Source organism: Thalassotalea piscium (genome assembly GCF_030295935.1).
Lineage (GTDB): Bacteria > Pseudomonadota > Gammaproteobacteria > Enterobacterales > Alteromonadaceae > Thalassotalea_B > Thalassotalea_B piscium.
The window spans coordinates 2,963,111-2,978,863 of the sequence record NZ_AP027362.1 but is presented as its reverse complement, the minus strand read 5'-3'; the positions used below and the strand labels follow the sequence as shown (position 1 = coordinate 2,978,863).

Here is a 15,753-nt window from a genome sequence, read left to right as displayed (position 1 = left end):
AATGGATGATACCCAATCATTATACGGTTTCAACATTTGATCGTACTTACGTTTTGCTTGTGATCTGCATGTATATGATTGGCTTAGTAATGGTTGCTAGCTCTTCTATGCCTATCGCTGAGCGTTTATTTGATAATCCATTTCATTTTGTTATTCGTCATATGATTTACATAGGGCTAAGTATTTTTATTGCCGCACTTAGTTTACAAATTCCTATGGCTTTTTGGCACAAGCATAGCTTTAAATTGTTATTTTTAGCGATGTTGTTACTACTAATAGTATTACTTGTTGGGCGTACCGTAAATGGCTCAACCCGTTGGATAGTGCTAGGGCCTATTACTATTCAAGCAGCAGAGCCAGCGAAGTTGTTTTTATTTTGTTACCTCTCCGCTTACATGGTTAGACGCCGTGATGAGGTAATGGAGAATGTAAAAGGCTTTATCAAGCCATTAGTTGTGTTTGGTGTATTAGCAAGTTTGTTATTGCTACAACCCGATTTAGGTACAGTTATTGTTATGTTTGTAACTACCTTCGGCTTGTTGTTTTTAGCTGGTGCAAAACTGTGGCAGTTTATCAGTGTTGCAGGTGTTGGATTAACGGCTATTGGTGCGCTTGCGTACTTTTCTCCTTATCGTTGGGCTCGAGTAACTAGTTTTTTAGACCCATGGAAAGACCCTTTTGGTAGCGGTTACCAGCTAACACAGTCATTAATGGCTTATGGCCGCGGAGAGTTACTAGGTCAAGGTCTAGGTAATAGTATTCAAAAGTTAGAATATCTTCCTGAAGCACATACAGATTTTGTTATGGCTGTTGTGGCTGAAGAGTTTGGATTTGTTGGTATTGCTTTAATTTTAGTATTAAGCATGGCATTAGTGATTAAAGCACTTTTACTCGGGCGTACGGCCATTAATAAAGAAAAATATTTTGAAGGTTTTTTTGCTTACTCCATAGCTATTTGGATCAGCTTCCAAGCCGCAGTTAATGTTGGTGCTAGTTCAGGAATAGTGCCTACAAAAGGGTTAACTATGCCGCTAATAAGCTACGGTGGCAGTTCAATGATTATTATGACACTAGCTGTTGTCGTGCTAATTCGTATTGATCATGAAATACGTTTACAAAGCATTCAGGCAACATCTAGTCATGGAAAAAACAGAAGTAAAAAAGGTGCGGAAAAATGAGTGAAGTAAAAGCACCGACATTATTAATTATGGCTGGTGGCACCGGTGGTCACATTTTTCCAGGTATTGCTGTTGCACAACACTTACAGCAACAGGGCTGGAATATTCACTGGTTAGGAACAGCAAAACGAATGGAAGCGACATTAGTGCCAGAACACGGCTTTAAAATCTCGTTTATTAATATCGCGGGCCTACGCAATAAAAATTGGAAGGAATGGTTAAAAACTCCGTTTAAGCTAATGCAGTCAGTTATTCAGTCAATGCGTGTTATTCGAGAAGTTCAACCTGACGTAGTGCTTGGAATGGGCGGGTATGCAAGTGCACCTGGCGGATTTGCTGCATGGTTATTAGGTAAACCCTTAGTATTACATGAGCAAAACGCAGTAGCGGGTTTAAGTAATCGTTTTTTATCGTTTTTTGCAAATAGGGTATTAAGTGCTTTTCCGGGGGCGTTCAAAGAGGGCGATAAATTTGAAGTGGTCGGTAACCCATTGCGTAGCGACATTATTGCCATTGAAAATGTTGTTCCAGTTGAGCCAAGCACCACTAAAAAAGTCTTAGTGGTAGGCGGGAGTTTAGGGGCGCAAATTTTAAATACTGTTGTGCCACAAACTGTAAACCAAATAAAAATACAACACTTAAATGTATGGCATCAAACAGGCAAGGGTAACCAAGAAAGCGTTTTAGAAAGTTACCAACAATATGGATTAAGTGAAGAACAAATTAAAGTGACAGAATTTATTGAGAATATGGCAGAAGCTTATCGTTGGGCTGATGTAGTTGTTTGCCGTTCAGGCGCACTTACGGTATCAGAATTAGCGATGGCGGCAAAACCGGCTATTTTTGTGCCTTTACCCCATGCAGTTGACGATCATCAAACCCAAAATGCAGCATATTTAGTTGGGGTTGGTGCAGCCAAACTTATTCCTCAAAGAGATTTTAATGGCACAAGTTTAGCTCAAATGCTTAATAGTCTGTTTATTTCCGACAAAGTGTTGCAATCAATGTCAAAGGCCGCACATAACGCTGCTCATGCTGATGCAACGATAAAAGTAGCTCAAGCTTGTGCACAACTAGTTCAAAGAAGAGTAAGTTAATGAGTAATATAAACCGTAATATGCAACCGATTAAAATACCTGAAATGCGTCGTGTTTCGACGATACATTTTGTTGGTATTGGTGGTGCAGGAATGGGTGGTATTGCTGAGGTACTCCTAAACGAAGGCTATACAATAACGGGCTCTGATATTGGTGAAAACGCGGTTGTTAAGCGGTTACGAACTTTAGGTGCTGAGGTAACAATCGGTCATCATCAAAATAATATTAAAGGCGCGAGCGTTATTGTTGTATCTACGGCAATTGATAAAAACAATCCTGAAATAGCTGAAGCCGCCAAACTACGTATTCCTGTTGTTCGACGTGCTGAAATGCTAGCTGAATTAATGCGTTTTAGATACGGTATTGCTATCGCAGGTACTCACGGAAAAACAACAACAACTAGCTTAATTGCCAGTGTGTTTGCACAAGGACAATTAGACCCTACTTTTGTGATAGGTGGTTTACTCAATAGCGCAGGTACCAATGCGCGTTTAGGATCAAGCAAATATTTGATCGCAGAAGCTGATGAAAGCGATGCGTCATTTCTGCATTTGTATCCGATGGTGGCTGTGGTTACCAATATTGATGAAGACCATATGGAGACGTATCAGGGTGACATTGAGAAGTTGAAAGACACCTATATTGAGTTTATACACAACCTACCATTTTATGGCTTAGCAGTTGTCTGTATAGATAGCCCGATTGTGCGTGAACTTTTACCTCGTATTTCGCGTCAAGTCATCACTTATGGCTTTTCTGAAGATGCTGATGTTAAAGCAACACATTATTATCAAGACGCAGGAATGAGTTATTTTACTGTTAGTCGCGAAGGACATTCAACACTGGAGTTAAGTGTTAACTTACCAGGCCAACATAATGTCTTAAATGCTTTAGCAAGTATCGCGGTAGCAACCGATGAAAACATTAGTGATGAAACTATTGTTAAATCATTGTCAAAATTTGCTGGCATAGGTCGACGATTCGAACAACTTGCTAACTTATCTACAGAGAAAGGCGAGATGGTGTTGGTTGATGATTATGGTCATCATCCAAGAGAAGTACAGGCAACGATTAAAGCCATGCGCAGTGGTTGGCCTGAAAAACGTCTAGTTATGGTATTTCAACCACACCGTTATTCTAGAACCCGCGATTTATATGAAGATTTCGTTGAGGTGTTATCTGAGGTTGACTGTCTGTTTCTGCTTGATGTTTATTCTGCAGGTGAATCTGTAATTCCAGGGGCTGACAGCAAAAGTTTAGCTCGCAGTATTAGACAGCGTGGTCAAATTGAACCGATTTATGTCAGCGATCCGGAACAACTAGCTGGTCTGATTCATGCACAATTGCAAGATGGCGATATGCTGATAACACAAGGTGCTGGCAATATTGGCGTTATTGCTCGTAAGTTAATAGACCATCCATTGTTAAAAGGCACACCTGATTTTAAAGCGGGAGGCCAGCATGAATAACCACTTATCTGAAAAAATTGCTGTACTTTATGGTGGTAATTCAGCTGAGCGCGACGTGTCTTTGCGCTCTGGCGCTGCGGTAGCAAAAGCATTAACACAAGCAGGGTTTGTTGTTGAATTAATTGACACCAAAGATTATTGCTTGAGTGACTTGTCACAAAAGAATATTGATAGGGTCTTTATTGCATTACACGGGCGTGGCGGTGAAGACGGGTGTGTTCAAGGCGCACTTGAATATATGAATATTCCATATACTGGCTCTGCCGTGCTGGGCTCAGCACTGTCAATGGATAAAATTCGCTCTAAGCAAATATGGCAAGCGGTAAGTTTACCGACCGCAAGTTTTGCTATTGTTAAAAAAAATGAATACCAAGCGAAGCAAGCACATGAAGTACTAAATCGTTTGGGCGGTGTAGTAATGGTTAAGCCCGCTAATGAAGGTTCAAGCATTGGAATGGCAAAGGCGAGTAATAATGAACAACTCAATAACGCATTAACTGCTGCCTTTGAGTTTGACAATGAAATATTAGTGGAGTCTTGGATTGAAGGCCCAGAATTCACAGTAAGTATTTTAGGTGAGCAAGCACTACCCGCTATTCGTATGGAAACACCTAATGAGTTTTATGATTATCAGGCGAAATATCAGTCGACAACAACTCAGTATCATTGCCCAAGTGGTTTGTCAGAGCAAGATGAAAGTGAATTACAAACCTTGGCATTAGCTGCATTTAAAGCTACTGGTGCAAGTGGTTGGGGGCGTGTTGATGTGATGCGCAACTTACAAGGACAGTGGCAATTACTCGAAGTAAATACCGTGCCAGGTATGACAGAAACGTCATTAGTACCTAAAGCAGCTAAGGTGTTTGGGTTAAATTTTGTCGAATTAGTAACACGTATTGTTGAATTAAGTAAACAGGAATCACAGTAGTTATGGCTAAGCAATCGCACACTTCAGTTAATGAAGTACAAAGTACACAACTGCACTGGTCATTTTGGCTAGGTGTTGGTTTCTTTGTCGTTGTGATTGTCTCGTTACTGTCGTTTTCTTGGTTAGTTACAGAGCGCCTTTCAGCGGACGAATCAGCTCCAGTTACCTCGGTAAGTATTAGCGGAGAAATGTCATATACGGTGCCGAAAGATATAGAAAAGGCAATTGAAAATATAAACTTAGGTAATTTTTTTAAAGTAGATGTAAATAGAGTGCAGCAACAAGTTACCGAATTACCATGGGTGTATTCAGTATCAGTAAGAAAAAAATGGCCGAACGAATTAAAAATCTATGTAGTTGATCAAACGCCCATTGCCTTTTGGAATGGTGATTTTTTAATAAATCATTACGGTAAAGCGTTTCAAGCTGATATAAGTCGCGTTAAACATAAGTTACCGGCATTTTTTGGACCAGAAGGTAGTGAGTTAATTGCACTAGACAATTTTCAAAAGTTAAATAAGCTACTCGATTTTAGCGAACTAAGTATTGACGAATTAGTTTTGTCAGAACGTTTTTCATGGTTATTAACCCTAAATGACGGCGTTGTTTTAAATTTAGGACGAGAAAAGCGTAATGAGCGGATACAGCGATTTATTGATGTGTATCCGCAAATAAAGGCACAAAGCGAAGAAAATAAGCAAGTTGATTATGTTGACTTACGTTATGACACAGGTTTAGCAGTTGGTTGGAAACCTTTTTTAGCAAATACAATAGAAGAAAAAAGAGCTTAACATTAATGGCAAAAGCTAATGAAAGAAACCTCATTGTAGGTTTAGATATCGGCACATCAAAGATCTCAGTTGCAGTGGGTGAAATAACTGCGGATAACAAATTGAGCATTGTTGGGGTAGGTAATCAACCATCTAGAGGTATGGATAAAGGTGGTGTAAATGATTTGAATTTAGTTATTCAATCAATTCAGCGCGCAATTAATGAAGCTGAATTGATGGCTGATTGTCATATAACCTCTGTTTATTTAGGTATTTCAGGCAAGCACATTAGCTGTCAGAACGAAAATGGCATGGTGCCAATTAACGATAAAGAAGTAGTACAAGAAGACGTTGATAATGTGATTCATACAGCACGATCAGTGCCAATTTCTGCAGAGCGCAGAATGTTACATGTATTACCGCAAGAATTTAGTATTGATTGCCAAGATGGGATAAAAAGCCCTATTGGTATGTCAGGCGTAAGAATGGAAGCGAAAGTTCATATTATAACTTGTGCAAATGATATGGCGAAAAACATTGTTAAATGTGTAGAGCGCTGTGACTTAAAAGCAGACCAACTCATTTTTTCTTCATTAGCATCAAGCTATGCGGTATTAACTGATGATGAAAAAGAGCTAGGTATTTGTGTTATTGATATTGGCGCAGGCACGATGGATATTTCAGTATTTACTGGTGGAGCACTCAGACATACCGCGGTTATTCCTGTTGCAGGGAACCAAGTAACCAGTGATATTGCAAAAATATTTAGAACGCCATTAAGTCATGCCGAAGATATAAAAGTTAAGTATGCCTGCGCATTACGTCAGATGGTTAGTATGGAAGAAAATATCGAAGTACCAAGCGTAGGTGGACGACCAGCAAGATCAATGTCACGTCATACATTGGCTGAAGTAGTTGAACCAAGGTATCAAGAGTTATTTGAATTAATACAAGAAGAAATACGTGAATGCGGACTCGAAGACCAAATAGCTGCTGGGTATGTGCTAACTGGTGGAACAGCAAAAATGGAAGGCGTAGTTGAATTTGCTGAAGAAGTTTTCCAAATGCCAGTTAGAGTTGCACAACCAAAAGATATTTGTGGGCTTAAAGAATATGTAAATGACCCAGCATACGCCACCGTTGTTGGCTTATTACATTACGGTATGCAAGCGTCAGAGTCACAGGTAAAAGAAAGTAAAGCTACAGATGGTGTTGTAAGTATTGGTACACGCATTTTGGCTTGGTTTAAAGGTGAGTTTTAATTTATTTTGCTTAGGCAAAATTTATTTAAGTGTAGTACCAATTTCATTAATTAGGTGACTTGTTTTTAACCAGTAGAAATAAGCATAAAGTTATTGGGATAGGTATAGAGTAGTTTTGGTGGAACAAAACATAATAATCGGAGAGTAAAAAATGTTTGAATTAATGGAAGATCATAACGAAGAAGCAGTAATAAAAGTAATTGGTGTTGGCGGTGGCGGCGGTAATGCTGTTGAGCACATGGTACTTCAGTCAATTGAGGGGGTTGAGTTTATCACAGCCAACACCGACTCACAGGCTTTACGTAACTCTTCAGCTAATGTTACTTTGCAATTAGGTAGTGAAGTTACTAAAGGTTTAGGTGCTGGTGCTAACCCAGAAATTGGCCGTAGAAGTGCCGAAGAAGATCGCGAAGCAATAAAGCAAACGCTAGAAGGTGCTGATATGATCTTTATTGCTGCTGGCATGGGGGGAGGAACTGGTACAGGTGCAGCGCCAGTGGTTGCAGAAATTGCCAAAGAAATGGGTATTTTAACCGTTGCAGTGGTAACAAAACCATTCCCATTTGAAGGTAAAAAACGCATGAATTATGCGGATCAAGGGATTGAGTTTTTATCTAAAAATGTAGACTCATTAATTACAATTCCTAATGAAAAATTGTTAAAAGTATTAGGTCCAGGTACAAGCTTGCTTGACGCATTTAAAGCAGCAAACAATGTTTTATTAGGTGCAGTACAAGGAATTGCGGAACTTATTACACGTCCAGGACTCATAAATGTCGACTTTGCGGATGTTAAAACAGTAATGTCTGAAATGGGTACTGCAATGATGGGTTCAGGCACTGCAACAGGTGAAGACCGCGCTGAAGAAGCGGCAGAAGCAGCAATATCAAGCCCGTTACTTGAAGATGTAGATTTAGCAGGTGCGCGCGGTATTTTAGTAAATATTACTGCAGGAATGGATATCAGCATCGACGAATTTGAGAAAGTGGGTAATGCAGTTAAAGCTTTTGCTTCTGAAAACGCAACGGTAGTTGTAGGTGCAGTAATTGATCCAGAAATGACTGAAGAGCTAAGAGTAACAGTAGTTGCTACAGGCATTGGTGCAGAGCGTAAGCCTGATATCACTTTAGTTAATCCAGCACCAGTTTCAGAGCCTATTGCGGTTGGTCAAGAGTTTATTTCGTCTCCACAAGCGGAGCCAAATACAATGACAGCAACAATGCCAGAAGCAAATGCTCAAGTACAAAAAGTACAAGCGGCAGACTTAGATAATTACTTAGATATTCCTGCTTTTTTACGTAAGCAAGCTGATTAATAATCAAGCTAAGTAGTTATAATAAATTTGTTGCGTGATGCAATATAACAGAGGTTTTGATTTTATAGTGCTTTTTTGCTATATTATGCGCCCGCTGAATTCAGTTGGTGGATGTATAGTGACTAGAAAGCTTATTAAGGCTAATTATGATTAAACAACGTACAATTAAAGAAAGCGTTTCAGCTATCGGTGTAGGTTTACACAAAGGTGAAAAGGTGCAATTGACTCTCCGTCCTGCCGCGCCTAATACAGGTATTGTATTTCGCCGTGTTGACTTAGACCCTGTTGTCGATATTAAAGCGACCCCAGAAGCTGTGGGCGAAACAACCATGTGTACGTGTTTAGTTAATGGGCAAGGCGTGAAGATTTCCACCGTCGAACACTTGCTTGCAGCTGTAGCAGGGATGGGCATTGATAATTTAATTATTGATGTTGACTCACCTGAAATTCCAATTATGGATGGCAGCTCATTACCTTTTGTATATTTATTACAATCAGTTGGCATAGAAACCTCTAATGTTGCTAAACGCTTTATTCGTATTAAAAAAACAATTCGAGTAGAAGAGGGTGATAAGTGGGCAGAGCTAAAACCTTATGAAGGGTTTAGAGTAAATTTTGCAATAGACTTTGATCATCCTGTTATAGCCAAAACTGGCCAATTCATGAGTATGGACTTATCAAGCTGTTCTTTTATTAAAGAAATTAGCCGTGCCAGAACTTTTGGATTCGTTAAAGATATTGAGTTACTCCGATCTCATAATTTAGCGCTAGGTGGAAGCTTAGAAAATGCGATTGTTTTAGACGAATACCGCATGCTTAATCCAGATGAACTTCGTTATGACGATGAGTTTGTTAAGCATAAGATACTTGATGCAATTGGTGATTTATATATGTGTGGATCAAGTATTTTAGGTGAGCTAAACGCCTATAAATCTGGACATGCGTTAAATAACATACTATTACGCGAAGTTTTTAAGCAAACAGATGCTTGGGAATGGGTAACTTATGAAGATGAAGCTAAAGCACCAATTCAATTTCAAGAAGTCGGTGCAAGCGCATATTAATAAGCGTTTGTTATGTTGAAAAAGACCTTTAAAGGTCTTTTTTTGTTTTTATAGCAAAAAAATTCTTGATAAAAGCTTCGCCTGTAAGATATTTACTACAGAAACTCTAGTAGATGGGCAATTTTGCAGTACATGACTACTAAATGTAATGATGGTATTATCGCTAATTGCGCTAACATTAGCTTACCACCGCCATCTTTAGCGGCAAAGCACGACCTGCAAAAGAATACTAAAATGAAATGTAGGTCGGCATTTATGCCGTCAGATAAATTATACTTCTCAATCACAACTAACTAATCGTAACGCTTGATGGGCTGAAGCCCAACCTACAAAATAATACTCATATGAAATGTAGGTCGGCATTTATGCCGTCAGATAAATTATGCTTTTCAATCACAACTAACTAATCGTAACGCTTGATGGGCTGAAGCCCAACCTACAAAATAATACTCATATGAAATGTAGGTCGTCATTTATGCCGTCAGATAAATTATGCTTTTCAATCACAACTAACTAATCGTAATGCTTGATGGGCTGAAGCCCAACCTACAAAAGAATACTCATATGAAATGTAGGTCGTCATTTATGCCGTCAGATAAATTATACTTCTCAATCACAACTAACTAATCATAATGCTTGATGGGCTTATCGGTAATTACTCCTGCATTACCCTACTACCGCCATCCATGGCGGCAAAGCCTAACCTACAAAATAATACTCATATGAAATGTAGGTCGGCATTTATGCCGTCAGATAAATTATGCTTTTCAATCACAACTAACTAATCATAATGCTTGATGGGCTTATCGGTAATTGCTCCTGCATTACCCTACTACCGCCATCCATGGCGGCAAAGCCCAACCTACAAAAGAATACTCATATGAAATGTAGGTCGGCATTTATGCCGTCAGATAAATTATGCTTTTCAATCACAACTAACTAATCGTAACGCTTGATGGGCTGAAGCCCAACCTACAAAATAATACTCATATGAAATGTAGGTCGTCATTTATGCCGTCAGATAAATTATACTTCTCAATCACAACTAACTAATCATAATGCTTGATGGGCTTATCGGTAATTGCTCCTGCATTACCCTACTACCGCCATCCATGGCGGCAAAGCCTAACCTACAAAAGAATACTCATATGAAATGTAGGTCGGCATTTATACCGTCAGATAAATTATGTTTTTCAATCACAACTAACTAATCGTAACGCTTGATGGGCTTATCGGTAATTGCTCCTGCATTACCCTACTACCGCCATCCATGGCGGCAAAGCCTAACCTACAAAATAATACTCATATGAAATGTAGGTCGGCATTTATGCCGTCAGATAAATTATGCTTTTCAATCACAACTAACTATCATAATGCTTGATGGGCTTATCGGTAATTGCTCCTGCATTACCCTACTACCGCCATCCATGGCGGCAAAGCCTAACCTACAAAATAATACTCATATGAAATGTAGGTCGGTCTTTAGGCCGTCAAATAATAACAATTTGAATAGTTCTAGCTTCTGTTTTTATCAGCCAAACTAGCTAATTTGAGTAATTTTTGTTTTAGGCTTTTAGGTGCACTTGCGGCAACTTCACTTAACTGTAGTGCAGTTGCCGATGAAATATACTGTGTTTTTATTTTTTCATCTGATACTGGTGTTGGATAACACTTTTTACTGCGATAAGGTGATACTTTAATGGTCACTTGCGTAAATAAGTGATCAGTAGCAAGGGAAAGTTGTTGGCAAATTTTTACTCGTTCAAATTGCAATCGCTGTGCCCAAATAGCAGAATTAACTTCAATTACTAAAGTATTTTGGGTGAAATTGGCAATTTGCCATACTTCTGCTGGTAGGTCGGGGCAACTTTGTCGTACAATGTCAGCTAATATTTTTAAAGAGTTGGTTTTTTTTGCAATTTGTGCCAAAGTGCCTGACGTTTCAGAAAACAAGATTGACATATCTATTGGTTTTTTTGATTTCTGAGCCATATAATTAACCCTATATAAAGTGAAGCCGCTAGATAATAACTATGAGTTTAACATTACTATACCGAGGAAAAAACGTTAGATTTCTAATGAAGTTAAATAAACTCCATTGGATGTCAGCAGCGCTCGTATTTGCACTCATTTCTGGTTTTATCATTCATTTATTACTTACTTCAGAAGCGCAGCCTCAAACGCCACTATACACCTTTACTGATAGCAAAGATTCTTACGATATTGAACTAAAAGAAAAAAGCCAACAAGTTACCGCCTTAACGATAAAGTTAGCTGAACTCCAAAGCCAAGTATTACGACTCAATGCCTTGGGAGACAGGTTAGCTGAACAAGCGAATATCCCCGAAAATGAATTTAATTTTTCTGAATTACCACCTAGTGGTGGACCTATGATCCAATCGCATGTAAACCAAACATTATCTGCATCAGCATTATTTAGTGACGTTCAAGCACTTGAAACAGAATTACAGCTTAAAGAAAAACAATTAAAACTACTTGAATCTTTAACTTTTGGTCACCATATAGAAAACACAAGTTATTTATCTGGTCGCCCAATTAAAAAAGGTTGGCTCTCATCTTATTATGGGGTTAGAAAAGACCCATTTAATGGTCGCCCAGCAATGCACAAGGGTGTAGACTTTGCAGGGAAAGAGAACACACATGTAATTGCAACAGCCGCTGGTGTGGTTTCTTGGGCAAGCGAGCGTTATGGTTATGGGCAGTTAATTGAAATTGATCATGGTAAGGGTATAAAAACACGCTACGGGCACAATAAAGAATTATTGGTCAATGTAGGTGATGTGGTTAATAAAGGTCAATCTATTGCGCTCATGGGAAGTACGGGGCGTTCAACAGGGCCTCACGTTCATTATGAAATATTGCGTAACAATAAGCATATAGACCCCGTGAAATACGTTTATCGTAAAGCCAAATAACCTGTAAATTGCATTTTTTTGGTGATCGGCTTGCCGATCACTTTTATTTTAGTACGGAAGATCTTCTTCTAAATATGGTTTAACAAAGATGTTTGTAAATATAATGACAAAGCTGTTTGGTAGTCGTAACGACAGATTACTAAAACAAATGGGCAAAGAAGTAACGAAAATTAATGCCTTAGAGCCTGCAATGGAAGCGCTCTCTGATGACGAATTAAAAGCAAAAACAACAGAGTTTAAAGAGAGAATAAGTCAAAAAGAAAGCTTAGATGATATTTTACCTGAAGCCTTTGCTGTAGTAAGAGAAGCAAGTAAGCGTGTTTTGGGCATGCGCCATTTCGACGTACAGTTGATAGGTGGTATGGTTCTAAACGATGGTAAAATTGCAGAAATGCGTACTGGTGAAGGTAAAACCCTCACCGCAACATTACCTTCATATTTAAACGCATTATCTGGTCAAGGTGTACATGTAATTACCGTTAACGATTACTTAGCTTCTCGTGATGCAGACTGGAGTAGACCCTTATTTGAATTTTTAGGTATGACCGTTGGTTGTAATATCGCGGGCATGGCGCAGCCAGATAAACAAGCTGCTTACGACTCTGATGTTACTTATGGTACAAACAATGAGTTTGGTTTTGATTACCTACGTGACAACATGGCTTTTTCGCCCGAAGAACGTGTTCAAAAACCATTAAATTTTGCTGTAGTTGATGAAGTTGACTCAATTTTAATTGACGAAGCAAGAACACCGTTAATAATTTCAGGACAAGCAGAAGATAGCTCAGAGCTTTATCGCCAAATTAACCTTATTGTTCCTACACTTGAACAGCAGGAAGAAGAAGATAAAGAAGGTGAAGAAAGTACAGGTGACTTCACTGTTGATGAAAAATCAAAGCAAATTTACTTAACCGAACGTGGCCAAATTCGCATTGAAGAAATCATGCAAGAGAAAGGCTTGATTCAAGATGGCGATTCATTATTTTCAGCCAGTAATATTACTTTACTTCATCATGTAATGGCCGCACTTCGTGCACACAAGCTTTTTCAAAAAGATGTCGACTACATTGTTAAAGACGACGAAATAGTTATTGTTGATGAACATACCGGCCGTACAATGGAAGGCCGTCGTTGGTCAGAAGGATTACACCAAGCTGTAGAAGCTAAAGAAGGTGTAAAAATTCAGAATGAAAACCAAACGCTTGCATCTATCACCTTCCAAAACTTTTTCCGTTTATACAATAAGTTGTCGGGTATGACAGGTACTGCAGATACTGAAGCGTTTGAATTTAACCATATTTACGGTCTTGAAACTGTGGTTATGCCAACAAACCAGCCAATGATCCGTAAAGATTTACCTGATTTAATCTATTTAACTGCTGAAGAAAAATACGAAGCAATTTTAGCTGATATTCAAGACTGTGTAGAACGAGGTCAGCCTGTGCTTGTGGGTACTATCAGTATTGAAACTTCAGAATTTCTTTCTGCTTACTTAAAAAAATCGAAAATAAAACACAAAGTATTGAACGCTAAATTTCATGCCCAAGAAGCAGAAATTGTTGCAGACGCTGGCAAAGTAGGCTCAGTAACTATTGCAACTAATATGGCCGGCCGTGGTACTGATATTGTACTTGGTGGTAATTTAGATGCGATGATCGCTAAGATCAAAGATCCTACAGCAGAAAAAATAGCAAAAGTTAAAGAAGAGTGGAAAGAGCAACACCAAAAAGTACTTGATTTAGGTGGTTTACATATTGTTGCTACAGAGCGTCATGAATCTCGTCGTATAGATAACCAGCTGCGCGGCCGCTCAGGTCGCCAAGGTGATGCAGGTTCAACTCGTTTCTACTTGTCAATGGAAGATGGGTTAATGCGTATATTTGCTTCTGAGCGTATTACTAATATGATGCGTAAACTTGGCATGGAGCGTGGTGAAGCAATTGAACATCCTTGGGTCACCAAAAGCATTGAAAACGCACAACGTAAAGTGGAAGGTCGTAACTTTGATGTGCGTAAGCAATTATTAGAATTTGATGATGTTGCTAATGATCAACGTAAAGTAATTTATGAGCAACGCAATGAATTAATGGAAGAAGCTGATATTAGCGAAATCATCGACAATATCCGTAAAGATGTAGTGACGGGTCTTATTAATCAGCATATTCCACCACAGTCATTAGAAGAAATGTGGGATATACCAGGGTTAGAAGATCGTATTAAAGGCGAATTAGCGCTTGAAATGCCTATTGCACAATGGCTTAAAGAAGATAGTAAGCTACACGAAGAAACCTTGCGTGAAAAAATACTTGAAGTTGCGACTGAAGCTTATCGTGAAAAAGAAAAGCAAGTGGGTGCAGACGTATTACGTCAATTCGAAAAAGCAGTGATGTTACAGAGCTTAGATTCTCATTGGAAAGAGCACTTGGCTGCTATGGATCATTTGCGTCAAGGTATCCACCTACGTGGTTATGCACAAAAAAATCCTAAGCAAGAATATAAGCGTGAATCATTTGAACTATTTTCTGAATTATTAGAGAACTTGAAGTTTGATGTGATTGGCGTGTTGAGTAAAGTACAGATTAAAGCTGAGTCAGATGTTGAAGCCGTAGAAGAGCAACATCGTAAAGCTGATGAGGCGCCTAAAGAATATACGCATGAATCAGCAAGCTCATCAACACAAGATCAAGGTATTGCAAGAGTAGGACGTAACGAGCCATGTCCTTGTGGTTCAGGTAAGAAATATAAGCAGTGTCATGGCAAATTAACATAAACTTGCCACCGTACGTGAAGTAATTAATGCCAATCTTATGATTGGCATTTTTATATCAAAAGGTAAATATAATGACTAAGAAACGCGTTCATGTTGCCGTTGGCGTCATACTTGCTGATCAACAAGTTTTTTTAACAAAGCGTGCTGATAATGTTCACCAAGGTGGCAAGTGGGAATTTCCAGGCGGGAAGGTTGAAGCAAACGAGACAGTATATCAGGCGCTGTCTCGTGAGCTTAAAGAAGAGATAGGTATAGAAGTACTATCATGTATACCTTTAGTAGAAATATCGCATGACTATGTTGATAAAAGCGTTTTATTAGAAGTATTTATCATCGATAACTATCTAGGTGAGCCTAGCGCACAAGAAGGGCAGCAAGAAGCTTGGTTTGAAGTCGCAACATTATCGACCCTTGACTTCCCTGCCGCAAATATTGAAATAATTAATAAGTTGAAAGGTTGCTGATAGTTTATCGGTAATTGCTCATGCATTACCCTATTAGGCCTATTATCGGCACTCTTGGCGGCAAAGCCCAACCTACAAGGTAAATATATTGTAGGTCGGCGTTTACGCCGTCAATTATAATAAGCTAAATAACTACTGATGGGCTGAAGCCCAACCTACAAGGTAAATATATTTTAGGTCGGCGTTTACGCCGTCAATTATAACAAGCTAAATAACTACTGATGGGCTGAAGCCCAACCTACAAGGTAAATATATTTTAGGTCGGCGTTTACGCCGTCAATTATAACAAGCTAAATAACTACTGATGGGCTGAAGCCCAACCTACTAGGTAAATATAATGTAGGTCAGCGTTTACGCCGTCAATTATAATAAGCTAAGTAACTACTGATGGGCTGAACCCTAACCTACAAAGTAAATATAATGTAGGTCGGCGTTTAGGCCGTCAATTATAATAAGCTAAATAACTACTGATGGGCTGAAGCTCAACCTATCGGTTAAAA

At 38.9% G+C, this 15,753-nt stretch carries 12 protein-coding genes; 11 read left to right on the top strand and 1 reads right to left on the bottom strand.

Annotated features, from left to right (window positions below; translation table 11 throughout):
- The first annotated feature begins 5 nt into the window (after positions 1-5).
- The 8 genes from ftsW (at position 6) to lpxC (ending at position 9,083) form a co-directional block, all read left to right on the top strand.
- Positions 6-1,178: a cell division protein FtsW gene (gene ftsW, locus QUD79_RS13095; RefSeq protein ID WP_246454859.1), complete on the top strand. Its 1,173-nt coding sequence runs from the start codon at positions 6-8 to the stop codon at positions 1,176-1,178.
- Positions 1,175-2,275, top strand: a complete 1,101-nt coding sequence (gene murG / locus QUD79_RS13090; protein WP_184421325.1) for an undecaprenyldiphospho-muramoylpentapeptide beta-N-acetylglucosaminyltransferase — start codon at positions 1,175-1,177, stop codon at positions 2,273-2,275. The genes ftsW and murG overlap by 4 nt, the downstream gene beginning before the upstream one ends.
- A complete protein-coding gene (gene murC, locus QUD79_RS13085; RefSeq protein WP_184421328.1) occupies positions 2,275-3,744 on the top strand; it encodes a UDP-N-acetylmuramate--L-alanine ligase in 1,470 nt (489 codons plus the stop codon). Before murG ends, murC begins: the two co-directional genes overlap by 1 nt.
- Positions 3,737-4,672 carry a D-alanine--D-alanine ligase gene (locus QUD79_RS13080; protein WP_184421331.1) on the top strand — a complete coding sequence of 312 codons (936 nt, stop codon included), beginning with the start codon at positions 3,737-3,739 and terminating at the stop codon, positions 4,670-4,672. Before murC ends, QUD79_RS13080 begins: the two co-directional genes overlap by 8 nt.
- A 2-nt stretch (positions 4,673-4,674) precedes the next feature.
- A complete protein-coding gene (locus tag QUD79_RS13075; protein WP_184421334.1) occupies positions 4,675-5,463 on the top strand; it encodes a cell division protein FtsQ/DivIB in 789 nt (262 codons plus the stop codon).
- A gap of 5 nt (positions 5,464-5,468) precedes the next feature.
- Positions 5,469-6,704: a cell division protein FtsA gene (ftsA, locus tag QUD79_RS13070; RefSeq protein ID WP_184421336.1), complete on the top strand. Its 1,236-nt coding sequence runs from the start codon at positions 5,469-5,471 to the stop codon at positions 6,702-6,704.
- A 151-nt stretch (positions 6,705-6,855) separates the two neighbouring features.
- On the top strand, positions 6,856-8,019 hold the full coding sequence (gene ftsZ / locus QUD79_RS13065) for a cell division protein FtsZ (protein WP_184421339.1): 1,164 nt from the start codon (positions 6,856-6,858) through the stop codon (positions 8,017-8,019).
- 146 nt (positions 8,020-8,165) lie between these two features.
- A complete protein-coding gene (gene lpxC / locus QUD79_RS13060) occupies positions 8,166-9,083 on the top strand; it encodes a UDP-3-O-acyl-N-acetylglucosamine deacetylase (RefSeq protein ID WP_184421342.1) in 918 nt (305 codons plus the stop codon).
- A 1,515-nt stretch (positions 9,084-10,598) separates the two neighbouring features.
- On the opposite strand, the gene QUD79_RS13055 is transcribed toward lpxC, so the two are convergent.
- Positions 10,599-11,075 carry a DciA family protein gene (locus QUD79_RS13055; protein WP_184421345.1) on the bottom strand — a complete coding sequence of 159 codons (477 nt, stop codon included), beginning with the start codon at positions 11,073-11,075 and terminating at the stop codon, positions 10,599-10,601.
- An 86-nt stretch (positions 11,076-11,161) separates the two neighbouring features.
- Between QUD79_RS13055 and QUD79_RS13050 the strand changes: the two genes are divergently transcribed.
- The 3 genes from QUD79_RS13050 to mutT all read left to right on the top strand — a co-directional run bounded on the left by QUD79_RS13050 (position 11,162) and on the right by mutT (position 15,253).
- Positions 11,162-12,019: a M23 family metallopeptidase gene (locus QUD79_RS13050; protein WP_246454847.1), complete on the top strand. Its 858-nt coding sequence runs from the start codon at positions 11,162-11,164 to the stop codon at positions 12,017-12,019.
- Between the two features lie 88 nt (positions 12,020-12,107).
- Entirely contained in the window at positions 12,108-14,789 is a 2,682-nt protein-coding gene (gene secA / locus QUD79_RS13045) for a preprotein translocase subunit SecA (RefSeq protein WP_184421351.1), read from the top strand.
- A 71-nt stretch (positions 14,790-14,860) separates the two neighbouring features.
- Positions 14,861-15,253 (top strand): 8-oxo-dGTP diphosphatase MutT, encoded by a 393-nt coding sequence (mutT, locus tag QUD79_RS13040; protein WP_184421354.1) that lies wholly within the window; start codon positions 14,861-14,863, stop codon positions 15,251-15,253.
- Positions 15,254-15,753: the final 500 nt, after the last annotated feature.